The following is a 24,285-nucleotide window of genomic DNA, read 5'->3' as shown; positions in this document are numbered from 1 at the left end:
ACCCGATGATTCGGGTCCATTTTTTTTGTCAGGACCTAATTCGATCGTTTATGATTATCATACAATCGAATGGAATGGACAAGGAGGCGTAACATCTTGAATGAAGTGGTACAAACATTAAAGAATCACCGTTCTTTCCGGCAATATTCAGACCAGCCTGTAGAGCCTGAAAAGCTGAAGGCAATGATTGAATCGGCCCAAGCCGCACCTTCATGGGTTCATGGACAGCAGGTCTCAATTGTAGCTATCAAAGATCCTGCGCGTAAGCAGCAGCTTTCAGTCTTGTGCGGAAATCAGAAGCATGTAGCTGCAGCACCCGTCTTTCTGGTGTTCTGCATGGACTTCTACAGAGCTAAATTAGCTAGTAGGCTGGAAGGCAAGTCTTTTGAAGCGGTAAAAGATGTAGATGCTCTCTTGGTTGGAGCTACAGATGTCGGTATCTCATTGGCTAACGCGATTGCAGCGGCAGAATCCATGGGACTTGGGATCATCCCAATTGGGGGTGTCCGCCGCAATACAGCAGGCGTTATTGATCTGTTGAAGCTGCCGGAGTACGTATTCCCTATCGTCGGGCTCTGTGTCGGATATCCAGCCGAAGAGGCCTCTCAGAAGCCGCGGCTGCCGATGGAAGCTGTATTTCATGAGGAACAATACAATCCGGATGTGCAAGGTCTCCTGGAGGCGTATAATCTAACTCACCGTGAATCATTACAGCAGCAGGGATTAACGGAGAGAGATTGGACGAGCACGATTGCTCATTTTTACGATATCAATCCGGAATATGGAGATGCGAAGCGCACCCTGAAGAAACAAGGATTTACTTGCGATAACGTATAAATAAACGAAAATGCACCAAGCTGAGATTGGTTTAACGGAGGGTGAACCCCACCACTAAACCAATAACGCTTGGTGCATTTGTTTAAATATAAGAAAGTATAAGTTTCACACCATACTTTATGTCTTATATTTCTCGCTTAAACGCTTATCGTCCTTACAGGGACACTGAAGGCGTTTATGCTTGAAATATAAGAAAGTATAAGTTTCACGTTATACATTATCCTTATATTTTTACGAGAAACGGTTATCGTCTATAAAAGACGACAACGTCGTTTCTTCTTAATTACAGAGAAACTTTGATTTTCTCGCGCTGCTTGTAATAAACCCAATGTGTAAAACCTATCGCTTTGAGCTGTGCGGCTACCGCATCCCGATCTTCTGCGACCCGGGACGGCTTATGTGCATCCGAACCAAATGTAACCTCTACGCCAAAATGTAGTGCGCGCTCAAGTATATTTTCTGATGGATACCAGCCGCCAACCAGCTTGGTTGCACCTGAGGTATTAATTTCGATCGCCACGCCAAATTCACTGATCACTTTCAGACAATCATCAATCGGCTTGGGAGCAGGAATTTCAGAAAAGGCCGGGTAGTTCCCTTTCATCGCATCAATGTGTCCGAGAATTTGGAACATGCCACTACGGGCGGAATCAGCAATCAATCGGTAATAATCAGATTTCACACGAATCTGTTCATTCTTGCTAAGCCCTTTCCAGCGACCTTTGTTAAAGATGCTGACGCCACCAACACTATGTACCGATCCAATTACATAATCAAAAGGGTAGGCGGATAATGTCTTGCGGTATAGCTCGACATGCTCGGGGAAGTAGTCTGATTCGATGCCTAGCAGAACGTCGATCACACCTTCGTACTCTTTTTTGAGGGAAAGAACATCATCAACATAATTAGCAAATTCAGATTTAGCCATAGCGATTTGGGGAAAAGCCTGTTCGGAAGGACTTCCGAAATAGGGGGTATGATCAGAAATACCTATGACTCCCAAACCAGCTGCAATTCCCGCTTCGATGTAATCTCTAATCGTTCCGTCTGCATGGCCGCAGCGGAAATGGTGTGTATGCAGGTCAAATTTCATCAAGAACATCTCCTTTAAACAAGGTTATGCAATAAGCTCAGAAGTATCGATTCCACTTTGTGGGTTATTTTACTCAGACCCAATAAACTGTGTCTCCGGCATACCTTTGAGATCACTAAGAAACTGTCTCATGGCAGAGTTCACGTATTTTCCAGACTTCGTTATGACACCTACAGGATGTGTGACCTCCAATTCAATAATAGGCACAATTTTGAGGGAACCGGCTCGAACCTCAGCGGTCACTGACTGCTTGGAAATAATGGCTGCACCCAAATCGAGTTCTACCATCCGTTTCACTTCCTCGCTGCTGGTCAGTTCCATAATTACCTGTGGCTCTATGCCATGCTTGGAGAATACTTCATCGGCGAATTTACGGCCCACTGTATCCGGTGAAAGCAGAATTAGCGGGGTTTTGCTTAGGGCTTCTATACCTGCGGTTTTTACTTGAGCCAAAGGGTGTCTTGGAGAGACCACCAACTCGAACGTATCATAATATAGGATGGAAGTAGTCGTGCTCGGGCTACGTCCGATCAAATAACCGATGCCGACATCGACGATGCCGTTCTCGACATGTTGATAAATTTGAGACGAAGACATAGAGGAAATGGATGTTTTGATATGAGGGAACTGGTCTTTAAAATAGGACAAAATACGCGGTAAAATTTGAATGGCGATAGAGGTCGTTGTACCGAGAATGATATGACCTTGGGGATTATCTTCAAGATCCATAAGTCGTTCCTTAAGTTCCTCAACAATCGTCACAATTTGTTCCGCATGCTCCAGAAATACTTTTCCTTTATCAGTTAACGTAACAGGCTGGTTCCGGTCAACCAACTGTGTTTTGAACTCTTCTTCAAGGCTCTTGATTTGTGCTGAAACCGCTGGCTGGGTCAAATTAAGCAGTTCTCCTGCTTTGCGAAAGCTCATCGTTTTGGAGATCGTTATAAGTGTCTCCAGCTGGCTGATGTTCATAGAATACCTCCTTTGGACAATCGAATAAGAATTGATTTTGATAATTTCTTACGTTCCATGTTGGCATTTGATTTAAATTATAGGAGATAATACCCGACAGAGCAATGTTGAGGCATAAACAAACTTGGGTTTGAATTCGACATGTACATTAATTTTTGCTGAATTGTGCCGATATATAAAGTATAATAAATCCATATTGCATGGGACTTTTGGTATATGACTAAAGCACGATAAAGGGGGAGACTGGATTTTCATGAAAGCAGAAGTAATTAATCCGTTTTTAGAGTCTGCACGGACAGTTATAGAACAAGTGATTCAGGTCTCGCCTTCTACTGGGAATTTAGGTATTAAAGAAATTGAACTGATCGATAATCATATATGGATTCAAGTGGGAATGACTGGTCAGCTGAGCGGAGATATTATATTTGGTATCGCGGAGCAGGTAGCCTTGCGAATGGTATCAATTATGATGGGCGGCTATGTGATTACGGAGATGGATGAGATGGGTCAGAGTGCAATTTCAGAGCTGGGGAATATGATCAGTGGGAATGCCAGTACGATTCTATATAATCAGGGAGTTACAGTAGATATAAGCCCACCTCAAATTATGAAGCTAGAGAGCATGTCCTTTTTACCTCGCAGAGCGCTTAGTATTCCGTTATTGATGGATGGGGTCGGAGAGATGGATATTCAGGTGATGATCTCTTAGGCAAGAGTTAGGAGCTGAAATACTTTTTATGGTACTCAAAGATAAGGTGGTTGTGATTACAGGAGCGTCAAGTGGCATTGGTGCATTAACCGCACAAATGCTTAGTAAGAAGGGTGCTATTCCCGTTCTAGTGGCACGTTCCGAAGCGAAGCTGAAAGAAACAGCGGCCGGTATCCCGGGCGTTTTTGGACTGTATACATGCGATGTAACAGATGCCGAGGGTGTTCAAGAGACCTTTGCTCAAATTTTAGCGACTTACGGTAGAGTTGATATTTTGCTAAATAACGCCGGGTACGGTAAATTCGCTGCTTTTACAGAGATGGAGCCTCATGAATTTGATGATATGATGGATGTTAACTACATGGGGATTGTTCGCTGTACGAAGGCTGTGGTTCCACATATGCTAGAGCGGGGAAGTGGCCAGATCGTAAATGTGGCTTCCATGGCAGGGAAGATCGGCACAGCCAAATCTGTGGCCTATACAGCTACCAAGCATGCTGTTCTTGGATTCACGAATGCGCTCCGACAGGAGCTGCGGAAGAGCGGAATTGTCGTCTCGGCTGTGAACCCTGGTCCGATTGCTACGGACTTTTTCAAAACGGCTGACCCTTCCGGAAACTATGAAAAGAGCGTAGCTCGGATGATGATGACGCCAGAACATGTCTCTTCTAAGATCGTGAAGGTCATGGAAACTGGCAAAGAAGAGATCGATCTTCCGGGTCTAGCAGGGTTTGGTATTCGGCTTTATGGTCTGTTTCCTCGCCTGGCGGACAAGCTTACATATAATGCGATGAACAGAAAATAGAGCCTACTGGTAGCATTATTGGCCTTCCATTTGGTGGAGAGGCCTTTTTGGCATATAATGAAGATATTATCTCAAGCGAAAAGGATGAATTACACTTATGAATAAAGCTTCTTTTGCGGCTATCGGCATTCAGGAAGACCTCGTTGCCCGATTGTCGGAATTCGGCATTAACGCCCCATCCCCGGTACAAGAGCAGACGATTCCACTTCTGCTGGAGGGAAGAGATGTTATTGCAGCTTCCCAGACAGGAACGGGTAAGACCCTGGCCTATCTGTTGCCTCTGCTTCAAACAATTAACCCGGAGCAGAAGGTGGTCCAAAAGCTGGTGCTCGCCCCTACACAAGAGCTGGCGATGCAAATCTTACGCGAGGCGGAACGCTATGGCGAACACCGCGGGATTCGGGTGATGGGACTCATTGGAGGAGCAGCAATCAAACGCCAGATTGACAAACTACGTGAGCATCCACAGCTTGTCGTGGGAACCCCCGGCCGAATCCGGGAACTGATTGGACTTCGCAAGTTGAAGATGCATGAAGTCAGCACAATTGTTCTAGATGAAGCTGACCAAATGTTTCAGCTTAGCGGGGCCGGCGAGGTAACGAAAATCGTTAGTAGTGCGCTGCGTTCGCGTCAATTGGTTATGCTGTCAGCAACGATTGGACCGGAGACGAAAGCATTGGCTAATCGTGAAATGAAGAACCCAGCCGAGGTCGGAATTGCTCCTGGTGTAATGACGGCTGAAAGTCTAGAACATCATTATGTTGTTGCTGAAGAACGCAACAAAATAGACATGCTGCGGCGGGTGATTCGCCATTACAATCCAGATAAAGCGATTGTGTTCGTGAATGCTACTGATGATATTGCAGAGGTAGAGGCGAAGTTGAACCATCTTGGACTGACCGCAGCTGCACTTTACGGTGATGCTGATAAAGTAACGCGCAGTAATGTATTGTCTCGTTTCCGCGAGGGAAAATTCCGTGTGCTCGTTGCCAGTGATGTGGCTGCCAGAGGACTGGATATTGAGAACCTGTCTCTGGTAGTTAGTTTCGATCCTGCCTTTGATTCGGAGCATTATGTACACCGTGCTGGTCGTACAGGTCGGATGGGAAAACGCGGATTATCCGTAACGATTGTGACAGAGCAGCAGACCTTTATCATGCGTAAATTTGCCCGTGAACTGGATATTGCCCTTGAAGAACGGGAAATGGTCGGTGGCAAGGTGCTAGCAGCAGATGAGGCGCGGAACTCTTTGAATAATGGACGAGGACGTAGTAATGAAACCAGCGGACAACGCCGCGACGGGGCTCCTTCGCGTAGCAGCAATCCGCAGGTTCGAACATCTGGGAATGCAGGTACTCAGCCGTCTACAACCAGCACAGGGCAGCAACCTGCCAAAAGACTGGCTACGATCCATACAAGTGAGGCAAGCGGAGAACAACAGCGCGATTCGGAGCGTAGCGTGAATCCTTCCGCAGGCGCGCGCGGAGGTACCACTCCTGCACGTAGTAAGCGCAGCAGCAATGCGGAACGTGAAAAGAATCGTAAGAATAAGGGAGCACCAAAGTGGTTGAAAGACAAAACTCCGAGAGGTGACGGTCAATGAATAATTCTCCCGTATTGCAAATTACGGGCCTCAGTGGTGGATACAGCCTGAATAAGCCGGTGCTGCATGATATTGCGCTTCAGGTGCAGCCTGGCGAAATGGTTGGATTGATTGGTTTAAACGGAGCAGGAAAAAGTACGACGATGAAGCATATTCTAGGACTGATGTCGCCCCACAAGGGCGATATCACAGTAAAGGGCAAGACTCGTGCTGAAGATCCAATCGGATATCACAATGCTTTGACTTTTGTGCCAGAATCGCCTCTTCTATATGATGAAATGACGGTACGTGAGCATGTTGAATTTACAGCAAGAGCGTATGGGGTAGAACAAAGTGATTACGAGACCCGTAGCTTGCATCTAGCTAAGCTGTTCCATATGGAGGATAAGATGGACACGCTGTCGACCCATCTATCCAAAGGAATGAAGCAGAAGGTCATGATCATGTGCGCTTTTGTGGCGCGCCCTGCGTTATATGTCATCGACGAGCCTTTTTTAGGACTGGACCCGTTAGGTATTCGCTCCCTGCTTGATTTCATGATGGATCTGAAAAAATCAGGATCCTCTATTCTGCTTAGCTCTCATATTCTTTCTACCATTGAGAATTATTGCGACCGCTTTATTGTGCTGCATAAAGGTAAGGTGATTGCTCAAGGAACGCTGGAAGAAATTGCGGCAACCACTGGACTACAGGGGCTGACTTTGGAGCAGCTGTTCTACGAGCTGGTTCAGGGAGGGAAATAATATGGATTTGAAAGAGCTGCGGCGCACTCGGCGAGGTCGATTCATGGGAAGTATGCTTCCTTATGTGGGATATATCATTCAAAGCGGCGTGGCTATGGTCTTCCTCTTCGTGTTGATTGTCTTCTCGGCTTGGTATACATCGCTGTTACAGAATGTACCTGAAGGCATTCCCATTCGCTGGATTATGCTTGCAATACTGCTGCCTGCAGCAGTGCATAGCAGCTTCCGAACCTATTTGCAGACCCCGGATACGATCTTTCTTCTGCCCCAAGGTCACCGAATGAAGGAATATTTTGCGCCTTCCTGGGTAAGTGGGAACGTATGGAAGATTATTCGATTGTTATTCGTACTCATTACCCTTTGGCCGTTGTACATACGTACAGATGACTCTCCTAAGCGACTTTTATTTACAGTATTGATTCTGATAGCTGTGAAGCTGATCGCGAGCTACGGGTTATGGAAAGAGGTGGCTATGCTGTCGCGTCCGATGGCAGGTGTGTTTACTTTCTTACGCTGGGCGGTAGGAGGACTCATCATTGCCGCTTGGTTGTGGCAGCCTGCCGGCCGAAGTCTGATATTTATGGTGTTATTAGCAGCAGCCTATCTTGTTGCACTGTCCGTACCTGGACGTCACGCCGTGCCGTGGGAAAGACTAATCAGCATGGAAAAGAATCAAGGTGGACGCGCGCTGATGGTTCTGGGCTGGTTCGTTGATGTACCGGGCCGTGAGCAACGGGTATATCCTCGTCGTTATCTTTCCAAATGGGGCGCTCGGCTACCTTGGCGCAAGGATACGGCTTACCGCTATTTGCTGACTAAAAGCTTCGCCCGGGGAGATATCTTCGGAATCATTATGCGGATTTCGGTGCTGGCCTTGCTGCTGAATTGGTTGAACCGTGACAGTTACTTTGGCACCGCCATCTATTTGTTCTTCCTGTTCATTATTGGTGTGCAGTTGTCGGCACTTCGTAAATTGCATAGTGAGTCTTTTTGGCTGACAGTGTATCCCTTTCCTGAAGGCAGTAAGGCAGATAACACAACACAATTCGTATTCCGCGCGCACCTGATAGTGGCACTGATCCTTGGCTTACCATTCCTAGCCTCTATAGGCGACCGTCTACTACCAGTGATTGGTACATTTGCAGCAGGGTTTCTGGTATCCTTTCTGTTTAAGGGATACTTGTCCCGCAAAGCCGCACGGATGGATGACGAGGATTTGTAGGAAGCTATTTCATAGCGAAATAAAGAGGCTGTCTCAAAAGTAGAGAATTCTACGGATGAGGGAGCCTTTTTTTATGGGGAATGACATGTACCACGGGGAAATGGGAAAGAGCTCAAGGCTCTCTCCCTAGACTGTCACCGCTGGTTAGACAAAGAGTGAACGGCTGATGATAACCAACAAGATAAAGAGAACCAGAATGGCGCCAGTACTTGTGAAAGGGCTACCTCCGTGACAGCAACCATGTCCGCCTCTTACTTCTTCGCTCATGTTCATTCCCCTTTCGGTGTGAGTTGTACTTGAGTACATCGTATTGTATGTGCGGAGAGAGAAGCATGTATAGGCCAATGCCGGAGTGGACTACAAAAAAATCAGCCCCGCAGAAGCGGAGCTGATTGTAGGTAATATGAAAGATTTGTTAAGCTTTTTCCAGATCCCGAACGCCTGCGTATACAAGATCGAACAGATCTTCGAGCTGATCTTCTTCGATACAAGAGAAGGCAATACGCAAATCAGTTTCCCCGAGAGCAATAGTGCCCAGACCGTAATTATGGATCAGGTGAAGTCGAAGGGCTTCAGCCGAAACGGTGTGAAGCTTCAGACACATGAAGTAGCCGGAGTTAAAAGGATAATACGTCCATACATCATCGCCGTATTTGCCACTATCGAGCAGCGCTTTTACTTTATTCGCACGGCCTTTCATGATTTGGAACTTCTCTTCCTTCTGTTCTTCAAATTGTGGAGATTTCAACGCGTCCAGTACAAAGGTTTGCGATGGATGCGAACCGCTGGAAATGGTAGCGCGGATGATACCTAGTGTTTTTTGTTCCAATGCAGCCAGAAGATCCTTGTCTTCCGAGGCATAAGTGATGAAGCCAACACGGAAGCCCCAGACGAATTCTTCTTTGGTCGCACCGTCAATTTTGATTGGAAGCACACGTGGGTGCAGATGAGCAAGCTTACCGAACAATGATTCCTTTAGTGAGTCTTCAAAGAAAAGTCCGAAGTAGGCATCATCGCTTACGACAACCACGTTAATGCCTTCCTCAGCCGCACGAAGAATAGCTGCGACGATTTCATCGCCTTCCTTAATCCCTGGAGTATATCCTGTAGGATTGTTAGGGAAGTTCAGCAGAACGATCGCTTTTCCGCGTTCTTTTTGAGCCAGAAGTGCTTCTTCAAGACCCGCACTGTTAAAGGTCATTTCTTCTGTGAAAAGTGGATAGTTAACAGTCTCCCCATGGCGGCGGATTCCAAAGGTTAATTCATAGTTCTCCCAGTTCTTGTCTGGGTAGATGATAGCGTCACCTGGCTCTGCGAAGAGGTCAGCGACAATGCTAAGCCCATGAGTCAGGGCGTTGGTTACAACAGGATTGCTGATGGTTTTACCTTCTAGCGATGGATTTTCGCGCAGCATCTTTTCACGCCATACAGTACGCAGCTCTGGTTTACCTGCTGGAGGAGCGTAACTATACAGATCCTTAGGGCTGTAAGCGGAGAGTTTATCCTGAATGACGCCGAGGTGCATAGGCACGCCGCCTTCAGTAGCAATACCGATGGTTGCGTTGTATTTCTTGGCGTGAGCTCCTGCTTCAGCGGATTGACTCAGGATGCCCTCCTTAGGGAAGTAAATTTCTTTGCCTAGCATAGAGAGCATATCATATACATGTTCATTTCCTGCTTTGATACTTTCGTTTAATTGTCCAGCTAGTGGATTCATCAGTTTCATCCTTCCAGGGTTCTTTGGGGATACATACTGTTAACATTGCCTAACATTATATCACCGCCGCTTGCAACCGTCACTTGGAAAGATACGTTTTTTAAAAATTTAAGGAAGTTTAAGTTTCACACTATACTCAGTGCTTATTTTGTACGAGAAACTGCTTTATCCGTATCAACTATTCGGAGTGGTAGGGACAGTATTTTTTCATCATTTCAATGGTTTCTTCATCACGTGGGTGATTTCTTTCAGATAAGCCGGAAATGACCCCAGAACGTCCTTCTTCTTTCAAATTCTGCCCAAACTTAAACTTCGCCGTGATCTCATCGGGGGTAATACGCACAACCGCGACTCCCTTTAGACGGGGACGGTATTTAGGGTCCTCTGCATCAATGGGATCATAGCCCCCCTCGGACTGGAGTTTTTTCATAAATAAGGAGAGTACGATGGCTTTTTCGCTAATGTCTTCGACGGGCTCGGCTGTGCCGTAGGCTGTAACACTTTTAAAATACGCGGTTGCTGGGCAGGCCATCTCTGGATCGCTAAAATAAGACGGAATCAGTGCATACTCATCCGCTACGGTAAAGCAGACCCTCTGCTGATTACGGATCGCCTTCATTTTGCCGCCAGCATGACTGCCGTGGAAATAGAAACACCCACCTGTATATACAAAATTCAGCGGTGTCACCCGCGGTAGCCCCTGTTCATCGCTTGTCCCGAGAAAACCGAAGCTCATTCCGTCTAGAAAAGAGACCAAATCTTCCTCCTGATCTACTTTAAATTCTTTTCTGCGCATAGAGATCACGTCCTCTTTCTTAATAGTGTAGAGCATTTGCTCCAATGTAAATGTTCTTTAAAGAATAGTAGAGTGGTTGACAATTAAAAAGGACCAATTAAGATGGTTTTTAATGGACCACTTGCTGGCCAAGGAGGGGAACAATGAACATTACGCTGGCATACGATCAATATCTGGCCGTACACCGCTACAAATATTTAGCGCTATATCACGCGCTCCGCGCTGCAATATTGGAGGGAACCCTCCCGGGAGGCACTCAGTTGCCGTCTACACGAAGTCTTGCTATGCACTATGGTTTGTCGCGCGGATCGGTCGCGCAGGTGTATGACATGTTGCTCGCTGATGGTTATGTAAGAACAGTAACTGGGCGGGGGACATTCGTATCGGAAGATAGCTTCTCTTCAGCTTCTGGTGATAGTAAACGTGAAAATTCGATTTTGGGTGAGGTGGAAGATGCTGCTGGGGGAGGCCCTGCATTCGAGTCTACGATTCCACTTTCAGTATGGGGGAAACGATTGCTAGCGCGCCCGACACCCTTATATGAGGAAAGTAAAGAGAACGTAGTGAGTTTCCTGAGCAGCGGTATGCGGATGGAGCATTTTCCTTACTCCGAATGGCGCAGAGCGCTTTCTTATGCCGGAGGGAAGGAAGGAGGATTTCTGCAAAGCACTTGTCCACCTCAAGGAGATGAAGGACTTCGAAAAGCTATTGCTGCGCATCTGCGGATTACCCGCGGGATTCGTGCGGATGCAGAGCATATCGTATTGTTTAGCGGTTCGATGCAAGGCATCGTTATTTTGACACAGCTGCTGCTTGATGCTGGTGGATCAGCTGTCGTTGAGGATCCCGGGTTTCATGGGATTCGCAGAGCGGTGGAAATTACCGGAGGACGAATGCTAGGCGGGAAGCTGGATGGTAGCGGACTAATCCCGGAGGATTGGGATGCGCGTCTGTTATTTGTTACACCGAGTCGTCAATTTCCTACGGGCGTGGTGCTGCCTTTGGAACGGAGGCGATCCTTGCTGGAATGGGCGCAGCGGCATGAAGCGGTAATTGTTGAAGATGACTATGATAGTGAGTTCCGGTGGGCGGGACGTCCAATCGAACCTTTAAAAGCGCTAGATCGCGGAGAACGGGTTGTGTATATTGGCTCCCTCTCAAACACAATGTTTTCTGGCCTCCGGCTTGGATTTGCAGTGCTTCCCCCATCTCTGGTGAAGCCGACTATTGCCGCCAAGGCGCTGTATGAGCCCTTGCCAGTGGGACTGCTGGAACAGCGTGCGTTGGCGCGGTTTATGAATACTGGCGGCTATGGTCGTCATCTGCGTCGGATGACCCGCATTTATGGCGAACGTGGCCGTATCCTCCGCACTCTGCTGTCGGAACAGCTTAAGGAGCTGTTCGAGCTGCTGCCTGGCGATGCGGGGTTGCAAGTATATGCGCGGTGGCTGCGCAGCAGCGAAGAATTCGTGGCATTCCGGGCGGCGGCGCGCAGGCGCGGCACGGATTTCAGAGATGCGGCGTTATATCAAATTTCGCCGGGGGAGCCAGCCGCTTGTTTTTCTTTTGCCCATCTGAATGCTGTGGAGCTGGAGGAAGGAATAAAGCGCCTATTTCTAGCGTGGGAAGATGTACAAAGTGCAACATGACAAGGTATGATGATGGGAAGCAAAACTAAGCGAATGCTTACGAAGTAAGTTTTGTACGAAGAGTTTTCGATGGAGCTTATGCTAACAAAACTAAGCGAATGCTTACGAAGCAAGTTTTGCGAAGTACCTCAAAGTAGCTTATGCTAACAAAACTTTTAGGAGGGAACGTTATGCTGCACGCATCGCCGTCCTCTTTTGTTATATTACCTGCTTTGGCGAAGATTGTGTGCGAACCAAGCTGGAAATGGCAAAAAAGAGAGAAGTCGCTGCAAAATTATGATTTATTCTATGTATGGAGCGGAGAAGGGACGGTTGTACGTAACGGAGAACCTTTCCAAGTGGGCAAGGGAAGCTGCTTCTTGTTCCGTCCGGATGACCATACAAGCGCTACACATAATCCGCAAAGACCGCTTGTACTTACATATATTCATTTTGATGTTACCGGAGAGGTGACGGATATTCCGCTGCCCTATCGCGAGCTTTCAGAAACGGTTGAATTTGAACATCTGCTTGCTCGTTACGTTAGGCTATTCCTAGTGGATACCTACGCGGCTGAGGAAGAAGGGCAGCTAGTTCTAAAGCAACTAATGATTCATCTGCTTAGAGAGGACCGTGTGAAGCCTGTAGAACGTTATGCTAGCAACCATTTGACGGAAATTATTCATGAAATAGCGAACTATGTGAGCCAACATCCCGGGATTTCGCATCGCGTAGAGGATCTTGCTGCACGTGCAGGGTTATCACCACGGTATTTCTCAATCAAATTTAAGGAGCTTACAGGCTCCTCTGTTCAATCTTATGTAATCCGTGCCCGGATTGAACGGGCCCAGCATTTACTGCTGTACGCCGGAATGAATGTTACTGAGGTAGCGGATGCGCTTGGATACCGTGACATTTTCTTTTTCAGCCGCCAGTTCAAGCAGTATACCGGAAAAAGCCCATCTGAGCTCCGCTAATTTCCAATTTTTTGTTTCAGTTATTTCATCCAAGGGTAAATACTTTCCATTTTAGTTTATAGAGGATATACATAACTTCTTGGAAGGGGAGACACATGGGATGATGATCAGACGCCGAATCTGCAACACAGATTGTAAAGGTGGAGGCACAGGGATTTTTAGAAACCGCTTAAAACGATTAAAACAGTCGAGTGCCTTTGCCATAGATAGCTGGTTCTAAACTGAGTAAACAGGTATATAATCGCTGAATATGACCAAAGACTGTAAATAACCGGGGCCAACAGGCTTCCGGTTTTTTTTGCAAACTGAAGGGTTTATCGCCCTTCGCGTTGTATTTTATACAATAGAATGAACTCCTATGAGGTTAGTTTCGAATTCTATTGCACGAAGTACAATGAAGTATTTTTGTGAGTGTAAATAAGGATTATCTGTTGCACACTCTGCAATCAAACAGACTAGTAGTCGATATTTATTTTAGTGAGGGTTATTACTAAGGAGAGTATTATTCATGTAATGGAGCGCAAAAATTACACGTGACAGAGTTCCAGAGCTAAAGGTGGGAGGAGAGAGAAAATGTACGATATCGTGCTTATCCGTCATGGCGAAAGCCAGTTCAACGTGCAGAATTTGTTTACGGGCTGGAGTGACCCAGATTTAACCGAGAAGGGTATTCAAGAGGCCAAAGCTGCTGGCAAGCTATTGAAGGATGAAGGGTATACGTTTGATCTAGCTTTTGCTTCGGTACTCAAACGATCGATCAAAACACTCAACTATGTACTCGATGAAATGGATCTGCTGTGGATTCCTGTGCAAAAGTCTTGGAAGCTGAACGAACGGCATTATGGCGCACTTCAGGGACTTAGTAAAAGTGAAACGGCGATAAAATACGGTGAAGAACAATTGCATCTCTGGCGACGGAGTTTATCGGTTCGGCCCCCACTGCTGGAGTTGGATGATCCTCGGTATGCCAGAAACGATATTCGCTACAGTAGTGTTCGTCCGGAAGATATCCCGCGTGGCGAGAGTCTGGAAGATACTGTTCATCGTGTGGGTGATTTCTGGAGAAATCGCATCGTCCCCCTTGTGCGCAATAAAGAACGGGTGCTCATTTCAGCCCATGGCAATACGCTGCGAGCGTTGATCAAATTTATGGAGGATATTGATGAGGCTGAACTGCTGGAGCTCAATATTCCAACCGGAGTACCACTGGTGTACAAACTCGATGAGGACATTAATCCAATCAGCCGTTTTTATTTAGGAGATCCGGAACATATTGCCGCCAAGGCGCGTGATGTTGCTAAGCAGGGACATGTGTAAAGGCGAAAATTGATGACTATATGAAAAGATACAAGGGCAGACTCAGGGCTGTCCTTGTTATTTTTACTTTTGCGACGGCTTGCTTTGATCTTGTTGTCCTTGTTTTTTGCTTTTCTCGTTTATTTTGAAGTGAACTATTCTCTACATTCCGCTATCGCTTGGGGACACCTATTTGCATTTTGGAACCTCAAAGTATTTGTGATACATGAGTATATTCAATAAATCGATGAGGATTTTCTATGTTAGGATGATAATTCTGATGATAGTATTCAATGTGAGTTTAAAAAGTAAAGGAGGAATTAATGAGCATTTTCGCACTTTTTAATTTGTAAGTATGAGTTAGGGGAATTATGCGCAAAATCTAAACCGGTTTAGATTTGATCATTAACACACTTGATGCTTGAATAAGCCTTACTCCACAGCGGCTAGCGCGAATTATTCTTAGAGAATAACTCCTTCCTGAAAGTAAATTCATCCTATCTGTTTCTGAAGTGCATGTATCTGTATTAGAAATATTTTAATTGAAATCTCGCTCTTTACGATGACACATTATCCTAACCTGTACCTTAATCGAAAGGAATGGTGATAAGTATGAGGAAAAATTGTAATCGCTTACTTAAAATATTGTTCTGCTGCATTCTGATAACCTCAATCATAACGCCTAGTACCAGTTCTCCCGTTATGGCCAAGGTTCTCCCAGGTTTAGCGGATGTGTCCAGAGAAGTGGCCGCTGAAGGTATTGTGCTGCTGCAAAATCCGGATTATAAACTAGCAGGATCACAAGTAAATGAGAATGAACAAGTGCTCCCTATCAAGAAGAGTGAAAATGTATCGGTGTTTGGCCGCATACAAGCGCATTATTACAAGTCAGGTACAGGATCTGGGGGTGCGGTAAGGGTAGATTATGTGAATGGGATTCTGGAGGGTCTTCGGAATAATCCCAGTCTCAAGTTAAATGAAGATCTGGCGAAGGTCTATGCCGACTGGATCAAAAAGAATCCTTTCAACAATGGCGGTGGTGGCTGGGCAGCAGAGCCATGGTCCCAGGCAGAAATGCCTTTAACCGACGAAATTGTGGATGCAGCAAAAGCAAAAACGGATACAGCTGTGGTCATCATCGGTAGAACAGCCGGTGAAGATAAGGATAATACGGATGTCCAGGGTGCTTATAAGCTGACAGACCTTGAAATAGACATGCTTAACCGGGTATATGCCAAATTCGACCGAGTGGCCATCGTATTGAACGTAGCCAACGTTATCGATATGTCATGGGCAATAAATTATCCCAAAGCTGCTATTTTGTATACATGGCAAGGGGGGATGGAAGGTGGTAGCGCAGTAGCTGACGTACTGACCGGAGACGTTACGCCAAGCGGTAAATTGAGCGATACGATTGCAGCTACACTTGCTGACTATCCTTCTACTGCACATTTTGGGAGCAAAACTGAAAATTCTTATAGTGAGGATATTTATGTAGGTTATCGGTACTTTGAGACCTTTGCTCCGGATAAGGTGCTCTATCCATTTGGTTACGGGCTCTCCTATACCGATTTCAAGATCACTACTGATAATGTCAACGCCGGTGAGAATGAGGTTGCAGTGACAGTAACTGTTCAGAATACAGGCAAGGTGGAAGGCAAAGAAGTTGTGCAGATTTATTACGGTGCACCACAAGGTAAGCTTGGTAAGCCGGCCAAGGAGCTTGCTGCTTTTGCTAAGACCCGCTTGCTACAGCCTGGGGAATCACAGTCGATCACCATCACGTATGATACCAAAGATATGGCCTCGTATGATGACAGTGGGATTACAGGTCGTGATTCATCTTATGTCCTAGAAGCTGGTGACTATAATATTTACGTAGGCAACAGTGTAAGTGACAGCGAAAAGCAAGGAGTATACAGCCTTAATGCCTTGAAGGTTGTAGAAACCTTGCAGGAAGCGCTCGCGCCAACTAAGGAATTTGATCGTATCAAACCAGGTCAACCGAATGGAAATGGTACTTTTACCACTGTCACTGAAAAGGTACCGACACGGACTACCAACTTGGATGAGAGAATTAAGCAAAATCTCCCTGCGTCCATTCCACAAACTGGGGACAAGGGCTATACCTTATTGGATGTATACAATCAAAAAGTGACTATGGACCAGTTCATCGCACAATTGTCCAACAACGATCTAGGAGCCATTATTTTAGGGGAAGGGATGTCCAGCCCCAAAGTTACTGCCGGTACCGCTGCGGCTTTTGGTGGTGTTACTAAAAATCTGCTGAAATTCGGACTCCCTATCGACAGTGCTGCGGACGGTCCTTCAGGAATCCGAATGGAGACCAACGCAGAGAAGGCAACCAGTATTCCAAACGGGACGATGCTTGCCTGTACGTGGAACACCGAGCTGAATGAAAGATTGTTCGATCTTCTTGGCAAAGAAATGCTGATTAACAACATCGATACGCTGCTAGGACCGGGGATCAATATCCACAGAAGTCCCCTGAACGGAAGAAACTTTGAGTATTTTTCAGAGGATCCATTACTGACAGGCATCATGGCTGTTGCACAGACAAGAGGTCTTCAGAAGAATGGTACGGCACCTACTATCAAGCATTTCGCTGCGAACAATCAGGAAACAGATAGACATCTTGTGAATGCACTTGTCTCTGAAAGAGCGCTTCGCGAGATTTATTTGAAAGGTTATGAAATGGCAGTGAAGAGTGGAAAAGCGCGTTCAGTGATGACATCCTATGGTCCGGTAAACGGAACCTGGGCATCTAGCAACTATGATCTGAATACCACCATCCTTCGCGGAGAATGGGGCTTTGACGGTATTGTCATGACAGACTGGTGGGCGAAGATGAGTGAGGATCAGGGCTTCTATGCCACTTCCAATCGTTATGATGAAACCAACGGCAAAGCCATGGTTCGTGCCCAAAACGATCTTTACATGGTAATTCCGAACGATTATGCAGAAACACATAAGAATCGGAATAACAGTACCTTTAATACGATGACATCGCTTGCTAACGGCAGTCTGACCTTAGGAGAATTGCAGCGTTCTGCCAAGAATATTACGAGCTTCTTGATGCAATCTCCAGCCTTTGCAAGAACGGCAAAGATTGATTACGTGGTCAATTATACGCCGGGAAGAGATTGGTTCCGGGTGAATACGGACAAATCGGGAGATCCGCAGCTCTCGGGTATTACGGTAGGCGGCAAAAAGATCAAGATATTTAATCCATTGAAACTCGACTATAAAGCCTTTGGTGAAACGACTGAAAGCAGCAGCTACCCTGAAGTCAAAGCTACGGCGATAGCTGGGGTAGACGTAAGTGTACGACAAGCCGACAAAGATAGACCGGCTGCTGTAATTACTGCTTCGGCCGGAGGAGAGAAACGGATCTACAAGGTTATCTTCACTTCGGAGGAAGGCTTGGAACCGATTTTTGAGAATCCGACCTATGCTTATTTAAAGAATATCTCTATTGACGGCAAGCCGCTTGAGGGGTTTGCACAGACTAGGTTCAGTTATGATGTAGGTCTCAGTAACGGGGCTACTTTACCTGAAGTTACGTTTGAAACGAATGATGGTGTAAAAGCCACGGCCAACGTAGACCTCATCAATAAAAGAGTGACGATCAAATGTATCAGCTCCGATCAGGCGAATTCCTATGTGATACAGTTTGGTACGACACCACAGAGCGATGAGTTCGATAGTGCAAATCTAAGCAGCTTCTGGACGATTAATAAAGAGACTGCTACCAATGCAGAAAATAACAAAAATTGGTCTTTGAGCACTGTTCCAGGAAATTTGAGAATCATTGCCGAAAGAGGCGATTTCTGGAGTGAGCATGCTGATTTGAAAAACTATTTCCAGCAGGAAGCCTTCGGCAACTGGGAAGCAACTGTAAAAATTAATATGAGCAAAGCGCCAAATCAGAATTATAACGGCGTCGGCATCACGGCTTCACAGGATAACAATAACTATATCTGGATGAAGTATGAATACAGTAGTGGCAAGATCATCGGAATGACCAAAGAAACCGGAGGTACGGAGCCTGTTACCATCGGACAACTGTCTGCCAGTCAGCTCACCAATATTTTCGGAGAAAAGAAAGAGCTATATTTACGTTTGAAAAAAATAGGTAACAGTTATTCCAGTTATGTCAGTGCTGATGGCAACGAATATATTTCACTTGGCAGTACAACTGCGAATTATGCCAATCCGAAGTTCGGGTTACTAGCTTCTAACGGAAGTCAGAGCCTCACAGATCCATTTATTGTCGATTTTGATTATGTCAGAATCAATAGTGATGTAGCTTTGGCAGTAAAGAAAATTGGGAAAAATACTAAATTGAAGGTGGCTGAGACGGAATTTGCCTCCATTACTCCGATAATCACGCCGGTAAGCAGCAATGATGTAGATGGCGGATTATGCTACACCAACACAAGCAAGGGTGAAGCTATTTCCTATAAGGTGAATGTGGAGAAAGAAGGCACGTACAAAGTCACATCGCGAATTCGCTCTAGCCAATCGGATGTCGCCCAAATGTCCTTTGGCATCTATGATGGAGATAAGCTACTCGGAACCTTCGACCTTACCACGACTAAAGGAGTATGGAAAACCTTCAGAATCCCTGATATTCATCTGTCAGCGGGCGAGCATACCCTTAGAATTGTATTTGAGAGTGCGGGCATTGACCTGAACTGGCTAACCTTCCAGTTGGAGCAGGACAATGTAGACACATCGGCGTTAGATGCGGATATCAAGGCTGCTCAAAACATCGATATGAATGCATACACAGCTTACAAAAAGCTCAAATTCAACGCTGTGCTGGAAGAGGTTAAGGCTGTTCTTGCCGAGCCGATCAACGACGAGGTTGTAGCAGAGGCCATAGCTTCCTTGAAAGCGGTAATAACAGATTTGAGTATATCGTCCATGCCGATCAATATTGCTCCAAAAGAGATTTTGAAAGTAGAGAATGGTATTAGAATTTATCCTTATAATGCACCATGGATTTATGCAACCAATACCCAGTTCAGATTTGAAAGTGGTACGGACGCCATGAGCTATGTCAATTCTAATGACCTTGTTTATTTCGGTCAGGTTGACTTGACCAATCTTGTGGAAGTAAGAGTGCAGTATGCCCGTGAAGGAGGATCGTCTCCATCTTTTAAATTCTATACAGAGGCTGACAATACGGGTAAACCAGTTAAACGAGCTACTACTCAAGGAAGAGCATACGCTGATGCTTACAGCGGCGGAGGTTCTTTTGAACTTGGTAATGAATTTGCAAGCATTAGTTTTGCTCAGAAAGCAGGCGCCGCTTGGGACAATTATGGAATGGCAAGTACAAAGCAAACACCTGGGAATTCTTACATTGATCATTATTCGACAGCGGAAACCTTCCTAGACAGAACCAAAGTAACAGGAAAACAAAATGTGTATATGATTTTTAACGGATTAAATGCTAATTTACAATATGTTGAACTCATTTATGCTGATCCGATTGAAGTCACCTTCGATCAGAATTATCTGGACTCACCGGCCCCTACCAAGGTAACCGCATTTAAAGGTGAAGCATTAAGCACCTTACCTCAAGCATCGGTGCGTGAAGGTTACATCTTCGGAGGATGGTTCGATAATAAAGAAGGTAACGGTAATGCTTTAACAGCAGAGACGGTATTACACGAAAGCACGGTGTACTATGCTAAATGGACAATAGATCTACAGGCTAGAGAAATTGTATCGATTGTTCAGCCGCAACTGCTTAGTGTGCCGTTCGGTACTGCTGTTGAAGATCTGAATCTACCTGGCACAGTTGAAGCTACACTGGGCAGTAAAAAGACAATAAGTTTGGTTGTACAATGGGACCGTAAAGATTACAACGGTGGCAAAGCAGGGAGTTATACGCTGGCAGGTAGCTTTGAGCTTCCTGAGGGTGTGTTGAATAGTACCCATCAAACCGTTTCCATTAAGGTGGTTGTACTGCCAGAAGGTACTAAACCTATCCAAATTACTAAAGTTGAGAAGCTGGAGGGCAAAAGCGTTGATTTTGGCACCGCTTTTGATAAGTTGGAATTGCCGTCTTCAGTTACAGTAACGCTGGATACGTATGAGACGAAGGGACTTGTTGTTAAATGGAGCCCTGCGGGTTATAACGGCAATGTAGAAGGATCGTACGTACTGAACGGTGCTATGGTCCTGGAAGAAGGAATGATTAACCCGAATGACCTGAAAGCTTCCATCACCATTCAGGTAATGCCGGAAGTGATTCGTGTCGCTGAGATTATCGCAGTGCAGGATTTGGAAAGTAAGAGCGTTCCATTCGGCACTCCATTTAGTGGATTGACGCTACCATCTTCAGTCATAGCTACATTGAATAACGGTGAGACCAAGGTGATATCCATCCATTGGAACAGTAAAGGTTACAATGGTGATAAGCAAGGAGCTTATACCCTGAATGGAGCGCTAGTACCTGTGGAAGGTATCAGCAATCCAAAGGACCTGAAGGCATCCATTACGATCGAAGTACTGCCGGAGGTCATTACGATACCGGAAATCACGGCAGTGCAAGCACTAGCAAGTAAAAGCGTTGCTTATGGTACCAGCTTTGACGTACTGGAGCTACCAGCTTCAGTATCAGTAACCCTGAATACCGGGATGAATAAGATCGTTTCTGTTCAGTGGAACAAGGAAGGCTATAACGGTAATACGGAAGGAACGTACACCATCAAGGGGGATTTGATCTTACCGGAGGGTATAGCTAATACACTTGGCCTGAAGGTGCAGATCTCTGTGATCGTTAAACCTTACAGCGGCGGATCAGGTGGAGATGGCGGTCAACCAAGTACACCAAGACCGACTACCCCAGCGGTACCTTCAGTACCAACGATTCCTGGAGAAGTCGTAAAACCTGGAGAACAGAAGCCTCAGCCTCCAAAAACAGATGAAAAAACGAAGACACCGGAGCTAATCAGACAAGAGCTTAAGAATAAGTTTAAAGATGCTACTCTAATTCCTAGCTGGGCAGAATCTGCGATTGCAGCGCTGGTGGAGAGAAATATTATCGGCGGACGCACGGACGGAAGCTTTGATCCAAGTGGGAAGGTAAACCGTGCCGAGTTTGTTGCCATGGTAGTAAAAAGTTTCAACTTCAGCATGGGTGAGAATCAAAAGCATTTTACTGACGTTCTGAAAGATGCTTGGTATAAAAACTATGTTGAGATTGGGACTTCTAATCAACTGATCAATGGTATCGGTAATGGCATGTTTGCTCCTAATAACAGCATTAGCCGTCAGGACTTGTGTGTAATTCTATTCAATGCGTTGAAGAAACTGAATGTTGAATTGCCACAAGCGACTAACCATGACTTCCCAGATGATGCTTCTATCGCGGGTTATGCTAAAGAAGCGGTCTATGCCTTCAAAGATCTTGGTATTGTAAATGGAGGCAGCGGTGGAAAGATGGATCCGACCGCTTCAGCCACAAGAGCTGAAGCAGCTGTGATCATCAAAAATGTGCTAGATTACTATGCCAGTGTAACAAGCTCTAAAGTGAAATAACATTCAATAGAAAAGAGCTGGCAGACTGCTTAGTTTGTCGGCTGTCTTGAATGAATCTCTTTTTTTAAACAAAACAAGGGTATCCCGGCGCCGATTTTCAATCGGTCAGGGATACCCTTGTTCCGTTATATCGTAACTTTGCTACAGTGGCTCGTGTAACGTCCCCAGCAGTTCCCCCATCTTTACCTTCGAGTTGACCTCAAGCTTGGGTCTCGGGGTAAAAGTACCGCTTTCCATAAGCAGCACAACAGTGGAGCCAAACTCGAAATAGGCCAGATCATCGCCGATTTTCCACTCGGTAGCGTTAGCATCCGTATAACGGATGCTGCTGACGTTCATCGCGCCTACCTTTACTACTGCGGTTTCACCGTAGCTTCCAGCGATATAAGTGATGAGACGTTCGTTGCGGTTCAGTACACCCTTCATATGTCGCATGCCGAAATCATTGACAGGATAGGCTCGTCCACGAATATGATCGCTCTCCACCTTATGTCCAGTAAGGGGAGAGTGAATCCGGTGATAATCCGTAGGACTTAGATAAAGAACGAAGAAAAAACCCTTCTTGTACAGCTCCAGATGCGGAGAATGATTAAGTAGATCCTCGATCTTATAATCCTGCCCTTTTACATTCATAATCGTGCCAGAGGTAATGTCGCCCATAGCAGTAATCGTTGCATCTACGGGACTAACTAAAGCGTCATCATCGCTTGCGATAGGCCGCATGCCAGGCTTCAGCCGGCGGCTGAAAAACTCATTAAGAGTGAGATATTCTCCAGGATTCTTCTCCGCCTGGGCGGAGGGGATTTGATAAGTCTTAATAAATACCGGGATTAGTAAACGGCTGAATCTACTATGAGAAAAAGACCCCATTAACCGTGAAAGCCATCGGTGCGAGGATAGCTCGGTCATCAGCCGCAGCAATTGTTTTACCATGCCCATCTCCCTTCCATAATGCAGCAGTGCGGTTGTATATGGGCCGCCCTCTGCTCTGCATTATATTGACATAGAATAAGAGACAAATCAATAACTGTTATATATCATACTGTTCTTTTCTAGTAAAAAACGTGCGTATCCCATAGGTCTTCGGTAACTCTCCTTCCAAATCTCTGTAAGGCCGGCTTTGTGAAATCCGTAGCGTTGGTCGCGGCCATTGCATTCAATGAAGAAGATGCGACCATCCTTAGTAACTCCTACATCCAGTCCGATATCAGCCAGACCCGGAAGGTCTTGTTCGAGACAACGCGCTATAACAAGGCTAAGTGTTTCGACAGACATACGGATATTAGCCGCTGCTGATCTAGAGAAGGCTTTTTCGAGCGCAAAGGAAGAGCTTAATGCTTCTCCTCCGCGAGCAATATTGGAGACGAAGCCCCCTGGGGCAGCCAGTTTAGCGAAGAGGCCAGTTACCTGCCAATCTCCTCGCCAACCGCGCTGAACGGTGACACGTAGATCAAAGGGACGTCCTCCAATCTCAGCCAGTGGAATACGCTCCTGTACAAGATAAGGTACAGAGGCAAGGCGTGCGCGGAGCGCTTTTGGCAGCGCCCCCTGATATACGGGAGTGCTTAGCCAGCGCCGCATCGAAGGGGAAAGATAATTTAAGTGCCAGCGCTGTCTCCCTTTGCGAACCAGTCGCATGACCCCATTCCCAATGCTTCCGCGGCAGGGTTTGAGAATGAGATCAGGGTAACGATTCATCATTTGTTTGAGTCCAGATACTCCTGTTGTCGCCGGTAAATACTCACGAAGCTCTTCACGCTTCTCAAGCAGTTCATGGATCTCATCTTTGCCATATCGATTGCATGTATTGTACACCAGAGGATGGTGCCGCAGCAGACGTTGCATCCCTGGGCTATTCTGGCTGTATATCGCCCGGTTATGGATGACAGTGGGTGTAGGAACTACTACGCTTCTATATCCATGAGATCCCTTTATATAGGCGGCACTGAAGCCTGAGTCTGTATCGATGTCCGCGAGCTTCAGGAAGCAGGGGACTAAGCCGTATGCAGCGGCCCCCTCTTCATAGTTGGATAGAGACTCCTGTCCTGTTTTTAGCCGGGGAACGCCCCGGTGCATATTGGCATTTAGTAGTATTCCAACGAGCTTATGCCCCATGTTTGTTCCTCCTGTTTCTTCGATCACGTGATTTCCGCCTTTACTACTCTAGTCATTGTATGTTTGTACCCGCGTGTCAGGATGGACGAATGCGCGGCGGCAGATGCCTTTTTTTAAAATATAAAAAAGTATAAGTTTCATCAGAATCTTATGAAGGGCTTATCGCAAAAGGGTGTCATAAGCCCATACCGCTG

The 24,285-nt window shown here is 46.1% G+C and carries 17 protein-coding genes; 10 read left to right on the top strand and 7 right to left on the bottom strand.

The window, feature by feature from the left end; translation table 11 throughout:
• Positions 1 to 105 precede the first annotated feature (105 nt).
• Positions 106 to 837, top strand: a complete 732-nt coding sequence (locus tag MHH52_RS24395) for an NADPH-dependent oxidoreductase (RefSeq protein ID WP_340009812.1) — start codon at positions 106 to 108, stop codon at positions 835 to 837.
• 283 nt (positions 838 to 1,120) lie between these two features.
• On the opposite strand, the gene MHH52_RS24390 is transcribed toward MHH52_RS24395, so the two are convergent.
• Both MHH52_RS24390 and MHH52_RS24385 read right to left on the bottom strand, forming a co-directional pair.
• Positions 1,121 to 1,930 carry a histidinol-phosphatase gene (locus MHH52_RS24390; RefSeq protein ID WP_313638206.1) on the bottom strand — a complete coding sequence of 270 codons (810 nt, stop codon included), beginning with the start codon at positions 1,928 to 1,930 and terminating at the stop codon, positions 1,121 to 1,123.
• A 69-nt stretch (positions 1,931 to 1,999) separates the two neighbouring features.
• Positions 2,000 to 2,902 (bottom strand): LysR family transcriptional regulator, encoded by a 903-nt coding sequence (locus MHH52_RS24385; RefSeq protein ID WP_313638207.1) that lies wholly within the window; start codon positions 2,900 to 2,902, stop codon positions 2,000 to 2,002.
• A gap of 253 nt (positions 2,903 to 3,155) precedes the next feature.
• On the opposite strand from MHH52_RS24385, the gene MHH52_RS24380 reads away from it, so the two are divergent.
• From MHH52_RS24380 to MHH52_RS24360, 5 genes are all read left to right on the top strand, one after another.
• Positions 3,156 to 3,611 carry a chemotaxis protein CheX gene (locus MHH52_RS24380; protein WP_313638208.1) on the top strand — a complete coding sequence of 152 codons (456 nt, stop codon included), beginning with the start codon at positions 3,156 to 3,158 and terminating at the stop codon, positions 3,609 to 3,611.
• 28 nt (positions 3,612 to 3,639) lie between these two features.
• Entirely contained in the window at positions 3,640 to 4,416 is a 777-nt protein-coding gene (locus MHH52_RS24375) for an SDR family oxidoreductase (protein WP_340004900.1), read from the top strand.
• A 97-nt stretch (positions 4,417 to 4,513) separates the two neighbouring features.
• The gene (locus MHH52_RS24370; protein WP_340004899.1) at positions 4,514 to 6,019 is read left to right on the top strand and encodes a DEAD/DEAH box helicase; all 1,506 of its coding nucleotides are present in this window, start codon (positions 4,514 to 4,516) and stop codon (positions 6,017 to 6,019) included.
• Positions 6,016 to 6,762: an ABC transporter ATP-binding protein gene (locus tag MHH52_RS24365; protein ID WP_313638211.1), complete on the top strand. Its 747-nt coding sequence runs from the start codon at positions 6,016 to 6,018 to the stop codon at positions 6,760 to 6,762. Before MHH52_RS24370 ends, MHH52_RS24365 begins: the two co-directional genes overlap by 4 nt.
• A 1-nt stretch (position 6,763) precedes the next feature.
• Positions 6,764 to 7,984 carry an ABC transporter permease gene (locus tag MHH52_RS24360; protein WP_340004897.1) on the top strand — a complete coding sequence of 407 codons (1,221 nt, stop codon included), beginning with the start codon at positions 6,764 to 6,766 and terminating at the stop codon, positions 7,982 to 7,984.
• A 144-nt stretch (positions 7,985 to 8,128) separates the two neighbouring features.
• Here the strand turns inward: MHH52_RS24360 and MHH52_RS24355 are convergent, their stop codons facing one another.
• The 3 genes from MHH52_RS24355 to MHH52_RS24345 form a co-directional block, all read right to left on the bottom strand.
• Positions 8,129 to 8,251: a YjcZ family sporulation protein gene (locus MHH52_RS24355; RefSeq protein WP_262495560.1), complete on the bottom strand. Its 123-nt coding sequence runs from the start codon at positions 8,249 to 8,251 to the stop codon at positions 8,129 to 8,131.
• Positions 8,252 to 8,399: 148 nt separating this feature from the next.
• Positions 8,400 to 9,701, bottom strand: a complete 1,302-nt coding sequence (locus MHH52_RS24350) for an aminotransferase class I/II-fold pyridoxal phosphate-dependent enzyme (RefSeq protein WP_340004895.1) — start codon at positions 9,699 to 9,701, stop codon at positions 8,400 to 8,402.
• Positions 9,702 to 9,879: 178 nt separating this feature from the next.
• Complete coding sequence (locus MHH52_RS24345; RefSeq protein ID WP_340004893.1) at positions 9,880 to 10,497, bottom strand: pyridoxamine 5'-phosphate oxidase family protein; 618 nt, start codon at positions 10,495 to 10,497, stop codon at positions 9,880 to 9,882.
• A 143-nt stretch (positions 10,498 to 10,640) separates the two neighbouring features.
• Between MHH52_RS24345 and MHH52_RS24340 the strand changes: the two genes are divergently transcribed.
• The 4 genes from MHH52_RS24340 to MHH52_RS24325 all read left to right on the top strand — a co-directional run bounded on the left by MHH52_RS24340 (position 10,641) and on the right by MHH52_RS24325 (position 21,976).
• Complete coding sequence (locus MHH52_RS24340; RefSeq protein WP_340004891.1) at positions 10,641 to 12,146, top strand: PLP-dependent aminotransferase family protein; 1,506 nt, start codon at positions 10,641 to 10,643, stop codon at positions 12,144 to 12,146.
• A 170-nt stretch (positions 12,147 to 12,316) separates the two neighbouring features.
• Positions 12,317 to 13,102 (top strand): AraC family transcriptional regulator, encoded by a 786-nt coding sequence (locus tag MHH52_RS24335; RefSeq protein WP_340004889.1) that lies wholly within the window; start codon positions 12,317 to 12,319, stop codon positions 13,100 to 13,102.
• A 573-nt stretch (positions 13,103 to 13,675) separates the two neighbouring features.
• Complete coding sequence (gpmA, locus tag MHH52_RS24330) at positions 13,676 to 14,419, top strand: 2,3-diphosphoglycerate-dependent phosphoglycerate mutase (protein WP_340004887.1); 744 nt, start codon at positions 13,676 to 13,678, stop codon at positions 14,417 to 14,419.
• 681 nt (positions 14,420 to 15,100) lie between these two features.
• Positions 15,101 to 21,976 (top strand): glycoside hydrolase family 3 N-terminal domain-containing protein, encoded by a 6,876-nt coding sequence (locus MHH52_RS24325; protein WP_340004885.1) that lies wholly within the window; start codon positions 15,101 to 15,103, stop codon positions 21,974 to 21,976.
• Between the two features lie 141 nt (positions 21,977 to 22,117).
• On the opposite strand, the gene asd is transcribed toward MHH52_RS24325, so the two are convergent.
• Both asd and MHH52_RS24315 read right to left on the bottom strand, forming a co-directional pair.
• On the bottom strand, positions 22,118 to 22,909 hold the full coding sequence (gene asd / locus MHH52_RS24320) for an archaetidylserine decarboxylase (protein WP_340004884.1): 792 nt from the start codon (positions 22,907 to 22,909) through the stop codon (positions 22,118 to 22,120).
• Positions 22,910 to 22,996: 87 nt separating this feature from the next.
• Positions 22,997 to 24,091, bottom strand: coding sequence for a YheC/YheD family protein (locus tag MHH52_RS24315; protein WP_340004883.1), 1,095 nt, complete (start codon positions 24,089 to 24,091; stop codon positions 22,997 to 22,999).
• Between the last annotated feature and the right edge of the window lie 194 nt (positions 24,092 to 24,285).

Source organism: Paenibacillus sp. FSL K6-0276 (assembly GCF_037977235.1).
Classification (GTDB): Bacteria; Bacillota; Bacilli; order Paenibacillales; family Paenibacillaceae; genus Paenibacillus_AQ.
This window is presented reverse-complemented; position numbering and strand designations above follow the sequence as displayed.

Bases quoted from the DNA above. Each gene is read 5' to 3' on its own strand.
- asd (WP_340004884.1), bottom strand. From the start codon at position 22,909: ATGGTAAAACAATTGCTGCGGCTGATGACCGAGCTATCCTCGCACCGA.
- MHH52_RS24375 (WP_340004900.1), top strand. From the start codon at position 3,640: ATGGTACTCAAAGATAAGGTGGTTGTGATTACAGGAGCGTCAAGTGGC.
- MHH52_RS24350 (WP_340004895.1), bottom strand. From the start codon at position 9,701: ATGAATCCACTAGCTGGACAATTAAACGAAAGTATCAAAGCAGGAAAT.
- MHH52_RS24365 (WP_313638211.1), top strand. From the start codon at position 6,016: ATGAATAATTCTCCCGTATTGCAAATTACGGGCCTCAGTGGTGGATAC.
- gpmA (WP_340004887.1), top strand. From the start codon at position 13,676: ATGTACGATATCGTGCTTATCCGTCATGGCGAAAGCCAGTTCAACGTG.
- MHH52_RS24315 (WP_340004883.1), bottom strand. From the start codon at position 24,091: ATGGGGCATAAGCTCGTTGGAATACTACTAAATGCCAATATGCACCGG.
- MHH52_RS24340 (WP_340004891.1), top strand. From the start codon at position 10,641: ATGAACATTACGCTGGCATACGATCAATATCTGGCCGTACACCGCTAC.
- MHH52_RS24355 (WP_262495560.1), bottom strand. From the start codon at position 8,251: ATGAGCGAAGAAGTAAGAGGCGGACATGGTTGCTGTCACGGAGGTAGC.
- MHH52_RS24370 (WP_340004899.1), top strand. From the start codon at position 4,514: ATGAATAAAGCTTCTTTTGCGGCTATCGGCATTCAGGAAGACCTCGTT.
- MHH52_RS24325 (WP_340004885.1), top strand. From the start codon at position 15,101: ATGGCCAAGGTTCTCCCAGGTTTAGCGGATGTGTCCAGAGAAGTGGCC.
- MHH52_RS24345 (WP_340004893.1), bottom strand. From the start codon at position 10,497: ATGCGCAGAAAAGAATTTAAAGTAGATCAGGAGGAAGATTTGGTCTCT.
- MHH52_RS24335 (WP_340004889.1), top strand. From the start codon at position 12,317: ATGCTGCACGCATCGCCGTCCTCTTTTGTTATATTACCTGCTTTGGCG.
- MHH52_RS24390 (WP_313638206.1), bottom strand. From the start codon at position 1,930: ATGAAATTTGACCTGCATACACACCATTTCCGCTGCGGCCATGCAGAC.
- MHH52_RS24385 (WP_313638207.1), bottom strand. From the start codon at position 2,902: ATGAACATCAGCCAGCTGGAGACACTTATAACGATCTCCAAAACGATG.
- MHH52_RS24380 (WP_313638208.1), top strand. From the start codon at position 3,156: ATGAAAGCAGAAGTAATTAATCCGTTTTTAGAGTCTGCACGGACAGTT.
- MHH52_RS24360 (WP_340004897.1), top strand. From the start codon at position 6,764: ATGGATTTGAAAGAGCTGCGGCGCACTCGGCGAGGTCGATTCATGGGA.